This is a genomic window from Psychroserpens jangbogonensis (genome assembly GCF_000797465.1).
In the GTDB taxonomy this organism is placed as follows: domain Bacteria; phylum Bacteroidota; class Bacteroidia; order Flavobacteriales; family Flavobacteriaceae; genus Psychroserpens; species Psychroserpens jangbogonensis.
Window position 1 is genome coordinate 87,951 of sequence record NZ_JSWG01000009.1, and the last position, 20,706, is coordinate 108,656.

Consider the following 20,706-nt stretch of genomic DNA (forward strand, 5'->3'; position numbering starts at 1 on the left):
AATTAAAATTAGAAAATAAGTTATTATGAAAACAAAATTACTTTTTATATCAATGGCATTTATGGCATTTAGCTTTCAGGCATTTGCTCAGCCAGCAAATGATAATTTTTCAGGCGCAATTCCTATTACTCCTGCTGCAGATGGGGCTTGTAGTACACCTTTTACTCTTCCGTTTTCAACTGATGGAACTACAGATAGTGGAGTGCAAGGTTCTTGTAGAGCTTCTGGTTTAGACCAGTTTTTCACTTGGACTGCAACTGCTTTAGGTTTGAATTTTTTCTCTCAAAACCCAGGTAATCCTGGTATTGTAGTTTTTAATTCTACAGGTACCATAGAGATTGCTTGTACAAACACCTTTGCTACAGAGACTATTGGTGGATGGGATATTGGAGATGATTTAGTTATCCAAATTTATGATTTTGAAGGTACTGGACTTTCAGATGTTGCATTTTGTTTAGAAGCTACAAACAATGCTCCATTACCAACTCCTGTAACATTTACATCAAGTTCTTCAGGGTCTTCAGGATCTTACAGACTTGCTTGTGTTGATATGAATGGAGATAACTTAGATGATTTAGTATCTATATCTTCTACTAATGTTAATATTAGAGAACAAACTGTAGGTGGATTTACAACAAAAAACATCCCAACAACAGCTGCTAACTACGAACCTTCTTGGAGTTTGGCTGCTGCAGATTACAACAAAGATGGTTATACCGATTTACTTTATGGTGCCGGAAATGGTGTGACATTTATGAGAAGTAATAGCACTGGAACTGCATTTACTGAAGTTTCTGGACCTCAAGATGTATTTTCTCAACGTTCTAACTTTGTTGATATAAATCAAGATGGTCATTTAGACGCATTCGTTTGTCATGATGTAGCTCCTAATGTATATTATATGAATGATGGTTCTGGAAACCTTACTTTTAACCAAGGTGGTTTAGGAGACTATTCTTCAGGAGGTAATTATGGTTCTATCTGGATTGACTACGATAATGATAGAGATTTAGATTTATTTATTGCTAAGTGTGGTGGTGAAACAGCAAGAAGAACTAATCAAATGCATACTAATGATGGTAGTGGAAACTACAGCGAAAATGCTGCAGCGATTGGTTTAGCTGATCCAATGCAAACATGGTCTTCTGCTTGGGGAGATTTTGATAATGATGGTGATATGGATGTTTTTGTAGGTGCTAGTTCAGGTAGCCACAAACTTATGAGAAATGATGGTGGTACTTTTGTTGATATCTCGGCAGGTACAGGTGTAGATTTATTATCACTTACTTCTACAGAAACTGTAACTTATGATTTTGATAATGATGGTAATCTTGACCTCGTATCTGGTGGTAATATGCTATTTGGAGATGGAAACATGAATTTCACAGTTCATACTGGAGTTTTTCCAGGAGCAGGAGCTTATGGAGATGTGAATAATGATGGTTACATCGATGCCTTCAATTCTAGTAACATTTATACAAATAATAAAGAAACAAATAATAACTGGATTAAAATCCACACTGTTGGAACTACTAGTAACATAGATGCTATTGGTGCTCGTGTTGAAATTTACACTGACTCTGGTATTCAAATTAGAGATGTGAAAAGTGGTGACGGTTTCAGGTATATGAGTTCAATGAATACACATTTCGGTATTGGTACAGATTCAAGTATCTCGCATATTATTGTGTATTGGCCAAACTCTGATTGTGAGACTTTCTTAAACCCAGCTATTAATCAAGCATTTAATGCTGTTGAAGGTTCTGGTTTATCTTGTGATACCTTAGGAGTTGATGACGAAACAATCGGTTTAGATTTAACTTTATCTCCAAACCCTGCAAAAGATCTTTTAAATATAACTACTAAAACGCCCTTAGATAATGATGCTATTTACACTATCTTCGATATCAATGGAAGGCAAGTTATAAGTACTAAATTAGAAACTCAGACTATAAATGTTTCTTCTTTAAGTTCTGGAAATTATATTCTTAGAATTATATCTAGTGAGAATATAATTACTCAGAAATTTATAAAGCAATAATAACTTTAAAAACCTTCAAATTAAATTTGAAGGTTTTTTTATGTTTTTTTTATAAACTACATACAAAAATCTCAATTATTATGAAAAAAATTACTCTATTAGCATTTCTTGTAATGTCTTATTGTTCAGTAGCTCAGGTCTTAAATGAATCAGCTAACTGGCCAAACAATAACTGGGCAATTACAGGTTCATATGACGCTAATCCAGTTATCTTTACTGACAACCCAACGGATAGTTCATCTAATTTTTCATTTGATGATGATGAAGCTGGTGGAGCTTCAGTAAATAATATCGCTGCAGAATCGAATACCATTGATTTAACTGCCGCTCATAATGCTGGAGAAACTTCGGTTACTGTAGTTAGCACATTTGTCTTTAATATTTATGAAGATGAAGACTTAAAGCTTCAGTATTGGGATAATGACGCTGCTATCTGGCAAGATTTTGGTCTTGAATTAGAACAGACTAATAATGCGCCTAATGTAAATTTTTGTAATGGAACTGCTGAGCAATTAAATCAAACATTAGATATAGCGGCATTTACAGCATCACAATTAACTAACTTTAAATATCGCATCTTATATGACGATAATGGTTCTTTCGGTTGGGGGTTTTGTTTTGATTCTCCTACAATACATTCTTTAACTCCTCCTGCTTGTCCAAATATTAGCGACTTATCTGTGACTTTTGTTACTTTAGATGGGGCTAATGTCTTTTGGGAAACTGGAGACGTAGAGCCTTCATGGGAAATAGCTGTTCAAGCTCCAGGTACAGGAATTCCTGCTGGATCTGGAACATCAACAACTTCAAATAGTCCACATGTTTTAAGTGGATTAAATTCAAACACTTCATATGAAATTTATGTTAGAGGTTTTTGTGGAGGAACAGATTTCAGTAATTGGATTGGACCAGTGAACTTTACAACCCTAATTCCAGCTAGAGTTAATTATACTCTGCAAGCTATGGATATAACTGGTTACGACCTGACTGTTGTGGATATGAATGGTGACAACCTTGATGATATTGTTTCTGCATCTAATAGTAATGTTAATATTCATTACCAATTAAACTCAGGAGGATTCAACGAAGTAGATCTTCCTACGCCAAGTGCTGATTTTTTACCTGGCTGGAGTATGGCTGCTGCCGATTTTGATAAAAATGGTTATACCGATTTATTATATGGTTCTGGTAGTGGAGTTACTTTTATGAAAGCTAATAATACTGGAACAGGATTTACAGAAATCTCTGGTCCTGAATACGTGTTTTCACAACGCTCAAACTTTGTTGACATAAATAATGATGGTCACTTAGATGCTTTTGTATGTCATGATGTTGCTCCTAATGTATATTACATAAATGATGGGTCAGGGAATTTAACCTTCTATCAAGGTGCACAATACGATGATGGTTGTGATGATGCGCCAACCTCTGTAGATGATACTGGAGCTGTAGGTGGTTTAGGAAATTACTGTTCTGGAGGTAATTATGGGTCTATATGGATAGATTATGATAATGATAGAGATATGGATATGTTTATCGCTAAATGTGGAGGAGAGACTGCTAGAAGAACTAATCAAATGTTAACCAATAATGGTGATGGTAGTTTTACTGAAAATGCAAACGCTCTAGGTCTTGCTGATCCAATGCAAACATGGTCGTCGTCTTGGGCTGATTATGATAACGATGGTGATATGGATCTTTTTGTAGGCGCTAGTTCAGGTTCACACAAACTTATGCGTAACAATAGTAATGGTACCTTCACAGATGTAACATCTGGTGCTGGCGTAAGTGGTGCTCCTAATGGTCATGAAAGTGTTAGTTATGACATCGATAATGATGGCTATTTAGACATTTTATGTAATGGTACAATTATGTACGGAAAAGGTGATCTTACTTTCGAAGATGCAGATAGTAATCAAATCGATTACAAAAATGGTTCTTTAGGTGATTTAAACAATGACGGATTTATTGATACTTATTATAATGGTAATATTTATTGGAATCTTACTACCAGTAACAATTGGATTAAAATAAACACTATTGGTACTGCAAGTAATATTGATGGTATTGGTGCACGAGTTGAAATCTACACAGATAGCGGAGTTCAAATTAGAGATGTACGAAGTGGTGAAGGTTTTGAATATATGAGTTCTTTAAATACTCACTTTGGTATTGGAAGCGACACAAGTGTATCTCATATTGTTGTATACTGGCCAAATTCTGATTGTGAAATGTATTTAAACCCAGGTATCAATCAAGCATTCAATGCTGTTGAAGGTGCGGGTGATTCTTGTGATACTTTAGGGGTTAATGATGATGAACTTGCGCCTGATTTCATGTTGTCACCAAACCCAACTAAAAATGTTTTAAATATTACAACTGGACTGCAATTAGAAAATGCATTCTATAATATTTATGATATGAGTGGTAGACGTGTAATGACAAATAATTTAAATAATTCTAAAACAATTGATGTGTCCCAATTAACAGCTGGGAATTATATCATTAGTATTGTCTCTGAAAATACTATTAGAAATCAAAAATTTATTAAGCAATAGAGCTTTAAGATTTTTACTACAAAAAAGCCACTACATTGAATGTAGTGGCTTTTTTTTATTACTTTTGCAAATTACTTACCTAATATTTAAATTATTATGAAAAAAATTACATTATTAGCATTTCTTGTGATGTCTTATTGTTCAGTTGCACAGGTTTTAAACGAATCAGCTAACTGGCCAAACAATAACTGGACAATTACGGGCTCATATGACACTAATCCAGATATCTTTACTGACAATCCAACAGATAGTTCATCTAACTTTTCATTTGATGAAGATGAAGCTGGACCAAATTCAGTAAATAACATAGCTGCCGAATCTAATACTATTGATTTAACTGCGGCTCATAATGCTGGAGAAACGTGGGTTACTGTAGCAAGCTCTTATGTTTTTAATATTTTCGCAAATGAAGAACTAAACATACAATATTGGGATAATGATGCTGGAAACTGGCAAGATTTTGGTGATGAATTAACACAGACCAATAACGCGCCAAATGTGAATTTTTGTAATGGAACTCCAGAACAAGTAAATCAAACAATAAGTATTACTTCTTTTACAGCATCTCAATTAGCCAACTTCAAATACCGCATCTCATATGATGATAACGGATCTTATGGTTGGGGATTTTGTTTTGAATCTCCTACAATATATTCAGAAACACCTCCAGTCTGTCCAAATATTAATAATCTTATAGTTAATTTTATTTCTTCAGATGGTGCTAATGTTATCTGGGAAGCTGGAGACGCAGAAACTTCATGGGAAATAGCTGTTCAAGCTCCCGGAACTGGAATTCCTGCTGGATCTGGAACATCAACAACTACAAATAATCCACATGTTTTAAGTGGGTTAAACCAAAACACAACATACGAAGTTTATGTTAGAGGTTTTTGTGGAGGAACAGATTTCAGCAATTGGGTTGGACCAGTAAACTTTACAACACTAATTCCATCTAGAGTTAATTTTTCTCTCCAAGCTATGCCAATTGGTGGTAGTTACGACTTGACAGTTGTGGATATGAATGGTGACAATCTAGATGATATTGTTTCCGTTTCTAATACCAATGTTAATATTCATTACCAATTAAGCACTGGTGGTTTCAACGCAGTTGATCTACCAACTCCAAATGCTGACTTTATGCCTAGTTGGAGTATGGCTGCTGCAGATTTTGATGAAAATGGTTATACTGATTTATTATACGGAAATGGTAGTGGAGTTACATTTATGAAAGCTAATAATACTGGTACAGGGTTTACAGAAATCTCTAGCCCTGAATATGTATTTTCACAACGTTCAAACTTTGCTGATATAAACCAAGATGGTAATTTGGATGCTTTCGTTTGTCATGATGTTGCTCCTAACGTTTATTATATAAATGATGGAAATGGAAACCTTGCGTTTAATCAAGGAGGTTTAGGCGACTATTCTTCAGGAGGTAATTATGGGTCTATATGGATAGATTATGATAATGATAGAGATTTAGATATGTTTATTGCTAAATGTGGTGGAGAGACTGCTAGAAGAACTAATCAAATGTTAACCAATAATGGCGATGGTACTTATACAGAAAACGCTAATGCTTTAGGTCTTGCTGATCCAATGCAAACATGGTCGTCGTCTTGGGCTGATTATGATAACGATGGTGATATGGATGTTTTTGTTGGTGCGAGTTCTGGCACACACAAACTTATGCGTAACAATGGTGATAGTACTTTCACGGACGTTACGTCTGGAGCTGGTGTAAGTGGTGCTCCTAATGGTCATGAAAATGTTAGTTATGATATTGATAATGATGGATACTTAGATATTTTATGTAATGGTACAATTATGTACGGAAAAGGTGATCTTACTTTCGAAGATGCAGATAACACTCAAATCAATTACAAAAATGGATCTTTAGGTGATTTAAATAATGACGGATTTATTGATGCTTATTATAATGGGAATATTTATTGGAATCTTACTACCAGTAACAATTGGATTAAAATAAATACCGTTGGTACTGCAAGTAATGTTGATGGTATTGGTGCGCGTGTTGAAATCTACACAGATAGTGGAGTTCAAATTAGAGATGTACGCAGTGGAGAAGGATTTGAATACATGAGTACTTTAAATACTCACTTTGGTATTGGAAGTGACACAAGTGTCAATCATGTTATTGTATACTGGCCAAATTCTCCATGTGAAGTGTTTTTAAACCCCGACATTAATCAAGCATTTAATGCTGTTGAAGGTTCAGGAGATTCTTCCTGTGATGCACTTGGAGTTGATGATGAAGAACTTGCTTCAGATTTCATTTTATCACCAAATCCAACTAAAAATGTTTTAAATATTACTACTGGATTGCAGTTAGAAAATGCATTCTATAATATTTATGATATGAGTGGTAGACGTGTAATGACAAACTCTCTTAGTAATTCTAAGACAATTGATGTGTCTCAATTAACTGCTGGAAACTACATTGTAAGTATTGTCTCTGAAAATACTATTAGAAATCAAAAATTTATTAAGCAATAATACTTTAAGATTTTTACTACAAAAAAGCCGCTACAGTGATTGTAGCGGCTTTTTTGTAGTATTTTTGCTTTATGCTTCAAGTCAAAGACCTCACTTTTAGTTACAAAAAAACTAAGATTTTAAATGATCTAAACTTCTCTGTAAATCTAGGCGAAAATATCTCGATAATTGGTGAAAGCGGCTCAGGAAAAACGACACTTCTCAAACTTCTTTATGGTGAATTTGACATAAATCATGGTACTATATTTTGGAAACAACAACAAATTTTAGGTCCAAAATATAATCTTGTGATTGGTTATGACTTTATAAAGTACGTAGCCCAAGAATTTGATTTAATGCCATATATAAGTGTCGAGGAAAATATTGGTAAGTTTCTCTCAAATTTCTTTCCAGAAGAAAAACAAATACGAACACAAGAATTGCTAGAAGTTGTTGAGCTTACTAAGTTTGCACATGTAAAAGTGAAAACCCTAAGTGGTGGACAAAAACAACGTGTTGCACTTGCTCGTGCATTAGCAAAACAGCCTGAAATTCTTTTGTTAGATGAACCCTTTAGTCACATTGACAATTTTAAAAAACAGTCGCTTAGACGTCGTGTTTTCAAATATTTAAAAGAAAAGAAAATAACGTGTATTGTTGCTACTCACGATAAAAATGATGTCTTAGGATTTGCGGATCGTGTGATTCTTTTAAACAATGCAAAAATAGAAGCAAACGATTCTCCAGAACATTTGTTTAAACATCCAAAAACGCCTCTTGTTGCATCCTTTTTTGACGAGTTTAATGTCATTAAAAATGAAATCGTTTATGCGCATCAACTCAATGTTGTTGAACAATCAAATATTAAAGTAACGGTGAATAAAAACTATTTTAAAGGAACCTATTATTTAATTGAATCTAGCTTTGAAAACGAAACTGTATTTTTTGAATACACTGAAAAATTGACCGAAGGAAGTATCGTTTATTTAGACATTAACAAATAGCATAAGCGCCATATTCACCATGATGCGATATGGACAACGCTTCAAAAATTTGTTGATTATTTAAAAACAAGTTTGGAACTCCTAATGCTGTCTTTTTAAGCTTCAGTGAATTTAAATTACGCTTTTTATCATTAGAAACTTGTTTTATTAATCGCGTTCTTACCGCTTCACTTTGATTAGCTTCACTTAATTTAAAAAGCTCAATTTTCGGGAGCTTTCCTTTATTATTACTAGCTGTGCTGTGCACATATTCTGAAGTAATTATTGATCTTGAATAATATATCTTATCATCAATATTAACAACACTTTCATTGTTTAAACCCAATTGACATTGAATTCGTTTGGGATTGAAAAAGCTGTGTTCAAATTCCCTTACGTAAGCTTTATACGCTGCTTCTTTTATGCTCCAAAGCAACCAAACCGTTTGATCTTTATTTTCTGAAGACAAAATAATTGATTGTTCTTTTTGGGTAAATGTTTTGTCTAAAAATCGAGGTCGTTTCCAATTAGAATCTTTTGCTGCTTGCTTAAAATCAACAATGTCATTGCCTATCATTTTTGAGCCAATTTTTCATTAATAATATCCATAGCGCTTTTTACGGAAATCATTTTTTCCATATCATCATTTTCTATTCTAATATCAAATTCATCTTCAACATCCAGTATAACGTCAACTAGATTTGCTGAATTAATTTTTAAATCACTAATAAAATCAGTGTTTTCAGACAAGTTAGCAAAAGCAGTTTCATCTTGAATATAGGGTTGAACAATTGTTTTTAGTTTGGCAATAAGTTCGTCTTTGGTCATGGGCTTAATTATATCTTTTAAAGATAATACAACCATTTACATCACCAAAACCAAAACTTGCTTTTGCAGCAATATTCAATTCAGTATGCAATACCTGCTTTACAATTTTATCTTCAGAAATTAATACGGGAATTTCTTCGTGTACATCTTCACAATTGATGTTTGGAAATACAAATTGTTCTTTCAACTGAAGAACAGTGGCAACGCTTTCAATACTACCTGCAGCAGCCAAACAATGACCAACCATCGATTTTAATGAATTAATATAAGGGAAATTTTCGCCTTTTCTACTCAAGGCTTTTGTCCAATTCTCTATTTCAAGACCATCTTTTGAAGTCGCTGTTAAATGGCCATTAATTGTGTCTATTTGATTTGCTGAAATATTAGAATTTGAAAGGGCTTCCTTAATGCAACGTTGCACTGCCACAGCATTTGGAGCTGTCATGGTTCCACCTTGTCGTTGTCCTCCAGAATTAATATTTCCACCTAAAACCTCAGCATGAATAGTTGCATTTCGATCTAAAGCACTCTCCAAAGACTCTAAGACTAAAGCTCCTGCTCCTGCTCCTGGAACAAAACCTGATGCGCTTTTGCTCATTGGTCTTGAACCTTGTTCTGGTGAATCATTATGTTTGTAAGTCATAACTCTCATGGCATCAAATCCGCCCCAAATATAAGGCCCATCATCACTACAGCTTCCAACTAGCATACGTTTTGCTTGACCATTTTTTATGCGTTCATAACCCATTAAAATGGCTTCAGTTCCCGTTGTACATGCTGATGAATTTGTAGTAACTTGATTTCCCAAACCTAAAATCCCACCTAAAAAAGCACTTATTCCGCTAGTCATAGTTTGTACAACAACAGTACTTCCTAAACGTTTTACTTGATTATCGTCTAATTTGTAAATAGCCTCTCTGAACTTTTCAACTCCAGATGTACCAGTCCCGAAAACCGTTCCGCTATCAAAATCTAATTCACTATCAGCATCTACTGAAAAACCAGCATCTTTCCAGGCATCAATTCCGGCAATACATCCATATAAAATTCCAGAACTATTAAAACCTCTTAGTTGCAAAGGCGTTAGATATTCAAGTTTTTTTTCTTCAGAAATTTCTGGAATTCCACCAATACAACACGAAAAATTTAAGTCAGCCAATTGTTGATGAAAGGTAATACCAGACTCTCCTTTTTTAATCGCTTTTGAAAACGCATCGATTCCTACTCCGTTTGGTGCTACTACTCCTAGACCTGTAATGACTACTCTGTTTTTCATGCTTTTATCATTCCTGAAATCGTTCCTCGACACACTAACTCTTCTTTTTCGTTATATAATTTGACCTTACATTTAAGCTTGTTAAAACGGAAGACTTCTTTCTCTGAAATCACAGTCACTTTCTCTCCTGGAAGAACTGGTAAAAAGAAATCAACTTGACTTGAGGTCAAAGCAATTTGCGGATGGCTATTTTCTGAAACCTCATCTTTCATTATATAAATTCCTAAACACACCACGCCTATTTGTGCCATGCATTCCGTTAGAATTACTCCTGGTGTAATAGGGTTGTCTTTAAAATGACCTTCATAAAAATACGCGTCTTTTTTAAACGAGTAATACCCTTTTATACCGTCGGAAGATATTGAAGTCAATTCGTCAACGAACAAAAATGGTTCTTGATATGGTAATAATGATATGATTTGGTTTGATGTCATTTGTTAACTTATATGTTCACCTCCATCTACAGGAATGACACAACCATTTATCCAAGATGCTTCATCTTTAGATAAAAGATAAACAGAATTTGCTATGTCTTCAGGTTGTGTTAATCTTTTGAATGGATTACGCTTCAAACTGTGTTCTTTTATTTTATCGCTTCCAGGAATCATTCGTAAAGATGCGGTGTCTGTAACTCCAGCTTGAATGCAGTTTGCTCTAATTCCAAAAGGCGCAAACTCTAAAGCAATATTTCTTGTTATAGCCTCTAAGGTAACTTTTGCAGCAGAAACAGCTGCATAATTTTTCCAAGCCTTCGTATTCCCTTCACTCGTAAAACTTAAGATTCTAGCATCTTCTGTAAACAATTGAGCTTCAAAAATGGCTTTTGTCCAATCGTATAAACTAATTGCCATTGCATTAATAGTAAGACTGAAATCATCATTTTTTAATGTTGGTGTTTCTTCAGAAATCATTGGTTTTAGATTTCCTTTTGCAACGCTATGAACGAGTGTTCTTATTTTTCCTTCTGGTCCAAATAAGTCTATCAAATCTGATAAAATTTGATCACGTTTTTCAGATTTAAAAGCATCTACATTAAACGCTTTGAATTGTACATTTTCAGCTTTAATTTCATCAAATTCAGCATTAATCTCATCTTCCTGAATTCTAGAGTTTCTGTGAATGACACAAATATTCATTCCATGTTTTGCAAGTTTTTTAGCCGTTGCTAAACCCAATCCGCTAGAACCACCCAAAATGAGTGCCCAATAGTTTTTATCTTGAAATTCTTTTACCATTCTAATAGTATTCGTTGTGCTGAAAACCCTGGCCCAAAGCTTAGCATTAACCCTCTATCTCCTTTCGGTAATTGCTTATCCATAAAGCGTTCTAAAACATAAAGCACAGTTGCGCTACTCATGTTTCCGTACAGTTTAAGAACGTCTTTAGTGTCATCAATATTCTTTCCAAGCGAACCAAATAAATCTTCAACGGTTTGCACGATTTTCTTTCCTCCTGGATGAAAAATAAGATGGTCTACATCTTCAATTGTGATGTTATTTCGTTCTAAAAAGGGGTGCACAATCATGGGGAAATGTTCTGAAATCGTCTCAGGAACAGCCTTATCTAAAATCATTTGCAAACCTGTATTCACCAATTTAAAACCCATCATTGTTTCAGCGTCATAAAAATGATACATGGCTTCATCAACTATTTTGGGACCTTCTTCATTGTCATAGGATGATAAAATAACACTCGATGCTCCATCACCAAAAATCGCCGCACTAACGATATTAACCATAGAAAAATCATCTAGTTGAAAGGTTGCTGTTGGAGATTCTACTGCAATAACTGCGGCACGTTTATTTGGATTTGCTTTTAAAAAATTCTTGGCATATATAATTCCTGAAACTCCAGCCGCACAACCCATTTCGGTAACAGGAAGTCGTACTATATCCTGTTTCATTTTAAGGCTATTGATTAAATAAGCATCCATTGACGGAATCATAATTCCGGTGCAACTAACCGTAATAATATAATCAATATCTGTTGGCTTTAGGCTGGCTTTGTCTAAGGCTTTAACCAAAGATTGTTCAGCTAACTTTACAACTTCACGCGAATAGATGTTATTTTTCTCTTCAAAAGAAGTGTTTAAAAACACCTCTTCAGCATCCATAATTGAATAGCGTCTATCGACTCCTGCGTTTTCAAACAGCTTAATTACTTTTCGTTGAAACCGCTCTTCTTGTCCAGACATCCATATATTTAAATACGGGATAATATCCTTAGTTTCTCTAGTATATTTTGGTAACTGTTTAGCTACTGATGTGATTTTTACACTCATATGTTTTTTTGTTTCAAAATCCATTGAAAACGAAAAGCCCATTTCCACTGTATGTGATAATTTGCTTCTAACTTTTCTGATATAGATTTCAACTCTTTTCTTTTAAATCCTCGTAATACTGATGTTAATCCGTCTTCAATAATGGTTTTGTTTGTAATAGTTGTACATAACAACTTAAACAAATAGTAAGCAAGTTTGTGTCTATGTAAATCGTTTACAACGATCCCTAATTTTGATTTTTCCAAGACTGGTTTTAAAAACGACACCAATTCATCATTCTTAAAGTGATGCAAAAATAAGGTTGTTAATACCAAATCGTAGTTTAGTGATTTAAACTCTTCTGAAAAAATATCAATCGCTTTAAATTCTATATTATCATAAGCTTCTGACAATGTATTGGCATAATCAACTGTATGCTGATTGGCATCTATTCCAATTAAGTGAAATTGATAGCCATTCTTCTTTCCAAATAATGAGACTTCTCGCAAAATATCACCTCCTCCACAACCTAAATCAACAATAGTTATGGCTTCGTTTTTTGAATGATTTTTGAGCGTTTTTTTAAGTCCGTTAACTGTGACTATATTTCCGCCCAACCATTGATTTATTTTGGCCAGCTTATCAAGGGCATCATGAAGTATCGGACCATTATAGTCCAAATCATCCATAATTTCTTCAGCTTCACTTCTGTATTTCGTACTCACTAACAAACTCATTCCGCTTTCATTACTTTACCGTGTGTTCTTTTTATGATATAAGGTAAAATACCCGGAAACCATTTTAGACCTTGCATCAATACTTCTGATAATTTGGGTTGATTAAATAAATCTGCTATAATATGACCTGTTTTTAAGCGCAATTTAAACGCTGTATTCCATGCTCTAAGGTACTTCTTTTCTAATGTTTCTCTATCAAGGTTTTCCGAATTAAAATAATTAATAATTAATGTTGAAGCTATTTGAGCACTTCTTATTGCCATGCTCATCCCATTTCCACTAAGCGGATGAATCAAAGCTGCGGTATCACCACACATAATGATGTGGTTTTCTATAGGCTTTTTACTATCAAATGAAATTTGACTTATAGTTAGAGGTTCTTTAAATACTGGACTCGAATTAGTAAAGATATCTTTAAGAAATGTATTTTTATATAGGACTTTCTGCTGAAACTCGTCAATGTCCTTATAGGTTTTAAAGGAATTGAAATTGGTGATATAACATAAATTAATACTGTCATTTTCTACTTTAGAAACACCACAATAACCACCTTCAAAATTATGTAGCGCAACTACATCTTCAGGGAAACTTCCTTTAACGTGAGTTTTCACTGCTAAATATGGGGACTTGCTTTTTATGAATTGACGTTTAAGTTTGATATCGAGATTAGACCGTTTTCCATATGCGCCAATTACAATTTTAGCTTCAAACTGTTTATCGCTTTTTGTTACAACTGAAAACACATCATTTGAAAATTGAATATCTTCTACTGAATCCTGCAGAATTTCTGCTCCAGATTGAAGACCTCGTTTTGCTAAAGCGTTATCTAAACAAAACCGGCTAATCCCAAAACCACCTAATGGTAATGCTGTAGAAATAAGTTTGCTTTTCGTAGTAGATAATTGAAATTTATCAATTTTTTTAGCGCCTAATTTAAAGACGTCAATGTCTAAAAAATCAAGGTAAGGTAAGACTTCATTAGAAATATATTCACCACAAACCTTGTGTTTTGGAAAGCTGTTTTTTTCAATCACTAAAACACTCAAATTTGCTTTGGATAAATGAATTGCGCTAGATAAACCTGCTAATCCACCACCAACAACAATGACATCAAAAGTTCTATTTGCTGTGCTCAATTTCTTTTTCAAATTTTTTTCTAAAGATAAGTCGAAATTAATTTAGATAACCTCAGTAATTTTAAACTCTTGGTCTCTAAATTTAATTTGATCGTCTTTTTGTTTACCCATGAGTAATGAAGCAATAGGAGTGTTTGCAGAAATCGCATAGAATGACTGATTCTCTGCTTTTATTTCACCAGCACTTAGAGCAATGAAATAGTTGGCTTGAGATGTAAAAATAACACTTCCTAGCGCGATGGTTTGTGATGATTTTGAGACATCAATTTTAGATAGCAATTGGTTAAGTTTCTGAATTTCGGCTAATTGATGTCCTGCTTTTTCTCGTTCTATTTGTAACATCGCTCGTCCTGTCTCATGTTTATCTCCTGCAGAACTTTTTGTTTCAGATGTTAGAGATTCTTGAATCTCATCAATGGTTTTCTGGATAGTTTGTAGACGTGTATCCACGAATGCTTGACATTGAATGTATAATTCTTGCTTTAAGTTATTCATAATTATCATCTCGCTTAGGATAATTTAATGGACCAAAATAACGCATTTGCTTGACAACCCACGATTTTCTTCCTTCTATATATGATGTTGCTGGATTAGCTTTATATCTTAAAGGGTTCGGTAAAATTGAAGCAATTGCTGCTGCTTCATATTTTGATAGTTTGGATGCTGATTTTTTAAACCAATATTGAGAAGCTGCTTCCACTCCATAAATTCCTGGACCCATTTCTATACTATTGAGATAGACTTCCATAATGCGTTCTTTGCTCCAAATGAGCTCAATTAAGAACGTGAAATAGGTTTCTAATCCTTTTCGTAACCAGCTTCGGTTTGACCAAAGAAATACGTTTTTTGCTGTCTGTTGAGAAATTGTACTCGCTCCTTTTATTTTTTTTCCTTTTTTATTATTCTCATATGCTTTTTCGATAGCTTTAATATCAAAGCCATGATGTTTCAAAAAGTTCTGGTCTTCACTACAAATAACTGCTAATTGCACATTGGTTGACATGTCTTCAATAGGAATCCAATTATGTTCCCATCCTTTTTTATTGGTTTCTGTCTTCTGTATATTTCTTATTACCATTAGAGGTGTAATTGGCACAGGAGCCCATTTAAAAACAACCACAATGACCACAGAAAACACGAACAGCCCAAACAGTGTTTTGAAGATAAACCTAAAGAAACGTTTTATGAATTTCATTGAAAATGATTACAATAAATCAGCTAATTCTTTTCCTACGAAACTGCCAATTGCAACTCCCATACCACCCAAACGAACACCACAAAACACCTGATTACTCATTTGTTTTACTATCGGTTTCTTTTGTTGTCCAACTCCCATAATTCCAGTCCAACGATGTTCTATTTCAAAAGATGTGTTGGGTAGAATTGTAGTTTTTAGAAGCTCTTCTAATTTATTTTGGATTAGCTCTGTTTGTTTTAGCTCGGTTGTTTCTTCGCCTTTAAAATCAAGATTTCGTCCACCACCAAATAGAATTCTGTTATCAATATTTCTGAAATAGTAATACCCTTTGTCTAAATGAAACGTTCCTTTTATACTTAAATTATCTATTGGCTTTGTAATTAAAACTTGAGCTCTCGCTGGTTTCACTTCAGAAATACCTTGACTTGAAGCAAAGCCGTTAGTTGCTATTAATAGCTTGGACGTTGTGAATTCAAACTGATCTGTTTTAACTTTTACAAATTTTGAATCTTCGGAAAAGGACTCAACCTTTATATTGTTTAGAATTTTTATTCCCTTATTTAATACCAATTGCGTCAAAGATGTCATCATCTTTCCGGTGTCAAGTTGACCTTCAAACTGATTAACACTCATTGCGTCTTGACAGTTTTTAAACCCAAATGTGTTGGATTGAAAACTAAACACGTCTTGTCCAAACAATGGTTTTAAAAAAGAGTTTATACTATCTTGTTTTGCTCTGCATTGTTCTAGTAAATCGTTGGTATTAGAGAATAACTCATAGCCTCCTAATTGTTGATAATTGATCGCACTATCGCCTAATGTTTTTCGCAATAATTGTAAACCGTCAATACGCTTTTTAACGAGATGAAAGATCTCTTCTTCAGAATGTGATTTAAGATCGTCAATAATTTCGCTTAGACTACCAAAACAAGCAAAACCTGCATTTTTTGTACTTGCGCCCTGTGGCAACATTCCTTTTTCAAGAATTAAGATATTCGCTTTTGGAAATCGTTGCTTTAATTGTAATGCACAATTTAAACCTACGATTCCACTACCAACAATTGTAAAATCGACATTGGTAAGCCATGATTTTATTTCCCAATAGGATAAGTTCATATTGCTAATTTAACTGTTTTTCTGTTAAGTATAGAAGTGATATCCTTTTTTGCTTTTTCTAAAAAGATTTAACGGATAGCCTGACACTTTGTAGCTTAAGCGGAAAAGAGTAACAGCATAAAAAAACTCCGAAACGTTAATTTCGGAGTTGATATATTATTCTTCTTCAGGTTTGATTTCGAAATCTTCCATAAACTTGGTGGTGTAATTACCAGCCAGATAATCTGGATGCTCCATCAATTGTCTGTGAAAAGGAATCGTTGTTTTAATACCTTCAATAACGAATTCATCTAAAGCACGCTTCATTTTATTGATTGCTTCATCACGCGTTTGTGCGGTTGTAATCAACTTAGCGATCATAGAATCGTAATTTGGTGGAATTACATATCCTGCATATACATGTGTATCTAAACGTACTCCGTGACCACCTGGAGCGTGTAATGTCGTAATGCGACCTGGTGAAGGTCTAAAATCGTTAAATGGATCTTCTGCATTAATTCGACACTCAATTGAATGTAAGTTTGGTGTGTAGTTCTTACCTGAAATTGGCACTCCTGCAGCTACCAAGATTTGTTCGCGAATTAAATCGAAATCAATAACTTGTTCTGTAATTGGGTGCTCAACTTGGATACGAGTATTCATTTCCATGAAGTAGAATTTACGATGCTTATCTACTAAAAACTCCACAGTCCCTGCACCTTCATATTTGATGTATTCTGAAGCTTTTACAGCTGCGTCTCCCATTTTCTTACGCAAAGCAGTCGTCATGAAAGGAGAAGGTACTTCTTCTGTTAATTTTTGATGACGTCTTTGAATTGAACAATCACGTTCTGACAAATGACAAGCTTTACCTGTAGAGTCTCCTACAATTTGAATTTCAATATGTCGAGGTTCTTCAATAAGTTTCTCCATGTACATATCGTCATTACCAAAAGCAGCTTTCGATTCTGCACGAGCAGATTCCCAAGCATTTTGAAGTTCTTCGGGTTTCCAAACAGCACGCATTCCTTTTCCTCCTCCACCAGCTGATGCTTTAAGCATTACTGGATAACCGGTTTCTTTTGCTACTTTTTTACAATCTTCAAAATCCTCTATAACACCTTCACTTCCGGGAACACATGGCACTCCAGCTTCAATCATTGTCGCTTTTGCATTTGCCTTATCTCCCATTCTATCAATCATGTCTGGAGAAGCTCCAATAAATTTGATATCGTGTTCTTCACAAATTTTTGAAAACTTAGCGTTTTCTGACAAAAATCCATAACCTGGATGTATGGCATCAGCATTTGTTATTTCTGCTGCTGCTATAATGTTTGGTATTTTTAAATAAGATTCGCTACTTGAAGGAGGTCCAATACAAACTGCCTCATCAGCAAATTTCACGTGTAAACTTTCGGCATCAGCTGTTGAATAAACTGCAACAGTTTTGATCCCCATTTCCTTACAGGTTCTAATAACACGCAGTGCTATTTCACCTCTATTGGCTATTAATATTTTTTTAAACATAACTTATTGCTATTTAAAATCTCAAATTCCAAATCCCTATAAATTAGGAATTGCATTCTGGAATTTTAAATTTGGTTATGATGGATCAACTAAGAATAGTGGTTGATCAAATTCTACTGGTGAAGAATCGTCAACTAAAATTTTAACGATTTTTCCTGATACTTCAGATTCTATTTCATTAAACAATTTCATTGCTTCAATGACACAAAGTACATCGCCTTCTCCTATTGAAGTTCCTACCTCAACAAACACTGGTTTGTCTGGAGACGGTTTACGATAAAACGTACCAATAATTGGAGATTTAATTGTTATGTATTTTGAATCGTCAGATGCAGCAGGTGCTTCTGCTACTGGTTCTGCAGTAGGTGCTGCTGGCATAGCCTGAGCCACTGGTTGATTCATTGGTATTTGCTGAACATAAGTGGTAGATTCCCCTTTATCATCTCCGCCAGTTTTTATGGTGATTTTAATATCATCCATTTCTAATTTAACCTCACTTGCGCCAGATTTGGCTACAAATTTGATTAAGTTCTGAATTTCCTTAATATCCATAATTTTTTAGTCTTTTAGTTAGTTAGTTAAAACGTTAGGAATTATAAGCCCATTTTAAATATATTGAGCCCCAAGTAAATCCGCCTCCAAATGCTGCGAATATAATTTTATCATCTTTTTTTAATTGTGATTCGTAATCGTGCAATAGTAATGGCAATGTTGCCGATGTTGTATTTCCGTACTTATGAATGTTCATCATTACCTTAGCAGGATCTAAAGATACTCTTTTAGCCGTTGCCTCGATAATACGTTTGTTAGCTTGATGAGCGGCTAACCAAGAAATATCATCATTTGTTAAGTTATTTCTTTCTATAATACGTTCAGTAACATCTGCCATGTTAAATACTGCATTTTTAAATACAGTTTTACCCTCCTGAAACACATATTGTTTTCCTTCATTAAATGTATCTGCCGTAATTGGATATGAAGATCCTCCATAAGTCGCTTGAAGAAACTCTCGTCCTTCACCATTACTTCTTAATAATTCATCTTGTAATCCTAGACCTTCATGATTAGGTTCAAATAGAACGGCTCCTGCTCCATCTCCAAAAATGATACAAGTTGCTCTGTCTTTATAATTTATAAATGATGAGTTTTTATCTGCACCAATAAGCAAGACATTCTTGTATTTACCAGATTCAATATAACTTGAAGCAACAGACATTCCGAAGAGAAAACTTGAACAAGCAGCTTCCAAATCAAATGAAAATGCATTTGTAGCACCAATATTAGTTGCAGTAAAAGCTGCGGTTGAAGCAGCCTTCATATCAGGAGTTGCAGTAGCAACAATCACTAATTCTATATCTTTTGGGTCAATGCCTCTTTTATTAATAAGGTCTTTGGCTGCATTTATGGCAAGGAATGATGTGCCTTTGCCTTCTTCTTTAAGAATCCTGCGCTCTTTAATACCTGTACGTGAAGTTATCCATTCGTCATTAGTATCGACCATTGTTTCCAAAATTTGGTTAGTCAATCTATATTCAGGCAAATAAGCTCCTACACCTGTAATCGCAGCTGTGATTTTACTCATATTGTGTTTTTAAAAAACAGTCCAAAAAAGACAAAAATCATCCAAAAAAGGCAAAATTTTAATGAATTTACTAAATTTTGAACGCATATGACGCAAATTAAGTCGTTTTTAAGACTTATAGAAATTAAACATAAAAAAAACGCTCATTGCTGAGCGTTTTATTATATGCGTGCATAATACTTATGCTAAATTTTCTTCTTTTTCAGAGTTGTCAATTAATACTTGACCTCTATAATGCAATTTACCTTCATGCCAATGAGCTCTGTGGTAAAGGTGTGCTTCTCCTGTTGTAGGACACGTAGCGATAGTCGGAACTGATGCTTTATAATGAGTTCTTCTCTTATCTCTTCTTGTTCTAGATATTTTTCTTTTAGGATGTGCCATTTTATATGTTATTTATCCGTTAATAGTTTTTTTAATGTATTCCAACGAGGATCTATTTCCTCTGATGTTTCTTCTTTTTCTTTTAAGCCTTTTGGGCTTAACTCTTCTAATTTTTCAAGTATGTCTGAATCTATTGTACCATCTTCAACTCCTGGATGAATACGTTTTGCTGGCATTGACAATATGATTAGCTCATATATATATTGCGCAACATTTATTTCGTAATCACCATGAGGTAAAATAACAATGTCTTCAAAATCATCATTATAATCATCTCCAAACTTAACAACCAAATTGAAATCTCCATTTACGTCTTGATTGTAAGGCTCATTTGTTAGGTCGCAATTGACATTAACACTACCTGAAACTTGAAAATGTAACTCTAATAGTGTTGACTTCTTTTCGAAAACTAATTCTGTTTTGACGTCTACATTATTAAAATCATCATACTCAAAATACTCAAAGAACTTTTTATCAATCTGATAATCAAAATGATGCTTTCCAAGCTTGAGACCAACATAAGGTATGGTATAGTCTTTTAAGGGCTTCATCATCGCATTCATTTTGAGCCTGCAAATATATACATTTTTATTTATTTCTTATGT

The 20,706-nt window shown here is 34.1% G+C and carries 20 protein-coding genes; 4 read left to right on the forward strand and 16 right to left on the reverse strand.

Features of this window, described 5'->3' with window-relative positions; genetic code table 11:
- Positions 1–25 precede the first annotated feature (25 nt).
- The 4 genes from RH81_RS07500 to RH81_RS07515 all read left to right on the forward strand — a co-directional run bounded on the left by RH81_RS07500 (position 26) and on the right by RH81_RS07515 (position 8,099).
- Positions 26–2,041 carry a T9SS type A sorting domain-containing protein gene (locus tag RH81_RS07500; protein ID WP_241478966.1) on the forward strand — a complete coding sequence of 672 codons (2,016 nt, stop codon included), beginning with the start codon at positions 26–28 and terminating at the stop codon, positions 2,039–2,041.
- Between the two features lie 80 nt (positions 2,042–2,121).
- A complete protein-coding gene (locus tag RH81_RS07505) occupies positions 2,122–4,599 on the forward strand; it encodes an FG-GAP-like repeat-containing protein (protein WP_033959441.1) in 2,478 nt (825 codons plus the stop codon).
- A 96-nt stretch (positions 4,600–4,695) separates the two neighbouring features.
- A complete protein-coding gene (locus tag RH81_RS07510) occupies positions 4,696–7,116 on the forward strand; it encodes an FG-GAP-like repeat-containing protein (RefSeq protein ID WP_033959442.1) in 2,421 nt (806 codons plus the stop codon).
- A 71-nt stretch (positions 7,117–7,187) separates the two neighbouring features.
- Entirely contained in the window at positions 7,188–8,099 is a 912-nt protein-coding gene (locus tag RH81_RS07515; RefSeq protein WP_033959443.1) for an ABC transporter ATP-binding protein, read from the forward strand.
- Here RH81_RS07515 and RH81_RS16425 read toward each other — a convergent pair.
- The 16 genes from RH81_RS16425 to RH81_RS07595 form a co-directional block, all read right to left on the reverse strand.
- Complete coding sequence (locus RH81_RS16425; RefSeq protein ID WP_052172464.1) at positions 8,089–8,655, reverse strand: 4'-phosphopantetheinyl transferase family protein; 567 nt, start codon at positions 8,653–8,655, stop codon at positions 8,089–8,091. The genes RH81_RS07515 and RH81_RS16425 overlap by 11 nt on opposite strands.
- A complete protein-coding gene (locus RH81_RS07525) occupies positions 8,652–8,906 on the reverse strand; it encodes an acyl carrier protein (RefSeq protein ID WP_033960240.1) in 255 nt (84 codons plus the stop codon). The genes RH81_RS16425 and RH81_RS07525 overlap by 4 nt, the downstream gene beginning before the upstream one ends.
- Positions 8,907–8,910: 4 nt before the next feature.
- Entirely contained in the window at positions 8,911–10,182 is a 1,272-nt protein-coding gene (locus tag RH81_RS07530; RefSeq protein WP_033959444.1) for a beta-ketoacyl-[acyl-carrier-protein] synthase family protein, read from the reverse strand.
- A complete protein-coding gene (locus tag RH81_RS07535; protein WP_033959445.1) occupies positions 10,179–10,616 on the reverse strand; it encodes a 3-hydroxyacyl-ACP dehydratase FabZ family protein in 438 nt (145 codons plus the stop codon). Before RH81_RS07535 ends, RH81_RS07530 begins: the two co-directional genes overlap by 4 nt.
- Before the next feature lie 3 nt (positions 10,617–10,619).
- On the reverse strand, positions 10,620–11,417 hold the full coding sequence (locus RH81_RS07540; protein ID WP_033959446.1) for an enoyl-ACP reductase FabI: 798 nt from the start codon (positions 11,415–11,417) through the stop codon (positions 10,620–10,622).
- Positions 11,411–12,463 (reverse strand): type III polyketide synthase, encoded by a 1,053-nt coding sequence (locus RH81_RS07545; RefSeq protein ID WP_033960245.1) that lies wholly within the window; start codon positions 12,461–12,463, stop codon positions 11,411–11,413. The genes RH81_RS07540 and RH81_RS07545 overlap by 7 nt, the downstream gene beginning before the upstream one ends.
- Entirely contained in the window at positions 12,460–13,179 is a 720-nt protein-coding gene (locus RH81_RS07550; protein WP_033959447.1) for a methyltransferase domain-containing protein, read from the reverse strand. Before RH81_RS07550 ends, RH81_RS07545 begins: the two co-directional genes overlap by 4 nt.
- A complete protein-coding gene (locus RH81_RS07555) occupies positions 13,176–14,327 on the reverse strand; it encodes an NAD(P)/FAD-dependent oxidoreductase (RefSeq protein WP_033959448.1) in 1,152 nt (383 codons plus the stop codon). The genes RH81_RS07550 and RH81_RS07555 overlap by 4 nt, the downstream gene beginning before the upstream one ends.
- A 30-nt stretch (positions 14,328–14,357) precedes the next feature.
- Complete coding sequence (locus tag RH81_RS07560; RefSeq protein ID WP_033960249.1) at positions 14,358–14,810, reverse strand: GreA/GreB family elongation factor; 453 nt, start codon at positions 14,808–14,810, stop codon at positions 14,358–14,360.
- The gene (mtgA, locus tag RH81_RS07565; RefSeq protein WP_033959449.1) at positions 14,803–15,510 is read right to left on the reverse strand and encodes a monofunctional biosynthetic peptidoglycan transglycosylase; all 708 of its coding nucleotides are present in this window, start codon (positions 15,508–15,510) and stop codon (positions 14,803–14,805) included. Before mtgA ends, RH81_RS07560 begins: the two co-directional genes overlap by 8 nt.
- Positions 15,511–15,519: 9 nt before the next feature.
- The gene (locus RH81_RS07570) at positions 15,520–16,629 is read right to left on the reverse strand and encodes an NAD(P)/FAD-dependent oxidoreductase (RefSeq protein ID WP_033959450.1); all 1,110 of its coding nucleotides are present in this window, start codon (positions 16,627–16,629) and stop codon (positions 15,520–15,522) included.
- Between the two features lie 156 nt (positions 16,630–16,785).
- On the reverse strand, positions 16,786–18,135 hold the full coding sequence (gene accC / locus RH81_RS07575) for an acetyl-CoA carboxylase biotin carboxylase subunit (RefSeq protein ID WP_033959451.1): 1,350 nt from the start codon (positions 18,133–18,135) through the stop codon (positions 16,786–16,788).
- Between the two features lie 75 nt (positions 18,136–18,210).
- Positions 18,211–18,687 carry an acetyl-CoA carboxylase biotin carboxyl carrier protein gene (accB, locus tag RH81_RS07580; RefSeq protein ID WP_033959452.1) on the reverse strand — a complete coding sequence of 159 codons (477 nt, stop codon included), beginning with the start codon at positions 18,685–18,687 and terminating at the stop codon, positions 18,211–18,213.
- A gap of 34 nt (positions 18,688–18,721) precedes the next feature.
- Positions 18,722–19,717, reverse strand: a complete 996-nt coding sequence (locus RH81_RS07585; protein ID WP_033959453.1) for a beta-ketoacyl-ACP synthase III — start codon at positions 19,715–19,717, stop codon at positions 18,722–18,724.
- A 180-nt stretch (positions 19,718–19,897) separates the two neighbouring features.
- Positions 19,898–20,101 carry a 50S ribosomal protein L32 gene (gene rpmF / locus RH81_RS07590; RefSeq protein ID WP_033959454.1) on the reverse strand — a complete coding sequence of 68 codons (204 nt, stop codon included), beginning with the start codon at positions 20,099–20,101 and terminating at the stop codon, positions 19,898–19,900.
- An 8-nt stretch (positions 20,102–20,109) separates the two neighbouring features.
- The gene (locus tag RH81_RS07595) at positions 20,110–20,652 is read right to left on the reverse strand and encodes a YceD family protein (protein WP_033959455.1); all 543 of its coding nucleotides are present in this window, start codon (positions 20,650–20,652) and stop codon (positions 20,110–20,112) included.
- Positions 20,653–20,706: the final 54 nt, after the last annotated feature.

Coding starts and splice junctions, on each gene's coding strand:
- RH81_RS07500 (WP_241478966.1), top strand. CDS start 26: ATGAAAACAAAATTACTTTTTATATCAATGGCATTTATGGCATTTAGC.
- RH81_RS07515 (WP_033959443.1), top strand. CDS start 7,188: ATGCTTCAAGTCAAAGACCTCACTTTTAGTTACAAAAAAACTAAGATT.
- RH81_RS07595 (WP_033959455.1), bottom strand. CDS start 20,652: ATGAAGCCCTTAAAAGACTATACCATACCTTATGTTGGTCTCAAGCTT.
- rpmF (WP_033959454.1), bottom strand. CDS start 20,101: ATGGCACATCCTAAAAGAAAAATATCTAGAACAAGAAGAGATAAGAGA.
- RH81_RS07545 (WP_033960245.1), bottom strand. CDS start 12,463: ATGAGTGTAAAAATCACATCAGTAGCTAAACAGTTACCAAAATATACT.
- RH81_RS07530 (WP_033959444.1), bottom strand. CDS start 10,182: ATGAAAAACAGAGTAGTCATTACAGGTCTAGGAGTAGTAGCACCAAAC.
- accC (WP_033959451.1), bottom strand. CDS start 18,135: ATGTTTAAAAAAATATTAATAGCCAATAGAGGTGAAATAGCACTGCGT.
- RH81_RS07585 (WP_033959453.1), bottom strand. CDS start 19,717: ATGAGTAAAATCACAGCTGCGATTACAGGTGTAGGAGCTTATTTGCCT.
- accB (WP_033959452.1), bottom strand. CDS start 18,687: ATGGATATTAAGGAAATTCAGAACTTAATCAAATTTGTAGCCAAATCT.
- RH81_RS07560 (WP_033960249.1), bottom strand. CDS start 14,810: ATGAATAACTTAAAGCAAGAATTATACATTCAATGTCAAGCATTCGTG.
- RH81_RS07505 (WP_033959441.1), top strand. CDS start 2,122: ATGAAAAAAATTACTCTATTAGCATTTCTTGTAATGTCTTATTGTTCA.
- RH81_RS07550 (WP_033959447.1), bottom strand. CDS start 13,179: ATGAGTTTGTTAGTGAGTACGAAATACAGAAGTGAAGCTGAAGAAATT.
- RH81_RS07535 (WP_033959445.1), bottom strand. CDS start 10,616: ATGACATCAAACCAAATCATATCATTATTACCATATCAAGAACCATTT.
- RH81_RS07570 (WP_033959450.1), bottom strand. CDS start 16,629: ATGAACTTATCCTATTGGGAAATAAAATCATGGCTTACCAATGTCGAT.
- RH81_RS16425 (WP_052172464.1), bottom strand. CDS start 8,655: ATGATAGGCAATGACATTGTTGATTTTAAGCAAGCAGCAAAAGATTCT.
- RH81_RS07540 (WP_033959446.1), bottom strand. CDS start 11,417: ATGGTAAAAGAATTTCAAGATAAAAACTATTGGGCACTCATTTTGGGT.
- RH81_RS07525 (WP_033960240.1), bottom strand. CDS start 8,906: ATGACCAAAGACGAACTTATTGCCAAACTAAAAACAATTGTTCAACCC.
- RH81_RS07510 (WP_033959442.1), top strand. CDS start 4,696: ATGAAAAAAATTACATTATTAGCATTTCTTGTGATGTCTTATTGTTCA.
- mtgA (WP_033959449.1), bottom strand. CDS start 15,510: ATGAAATTCATAAAACGTTTCTTTAGGTTTATCTTCAAAACACTGTTT.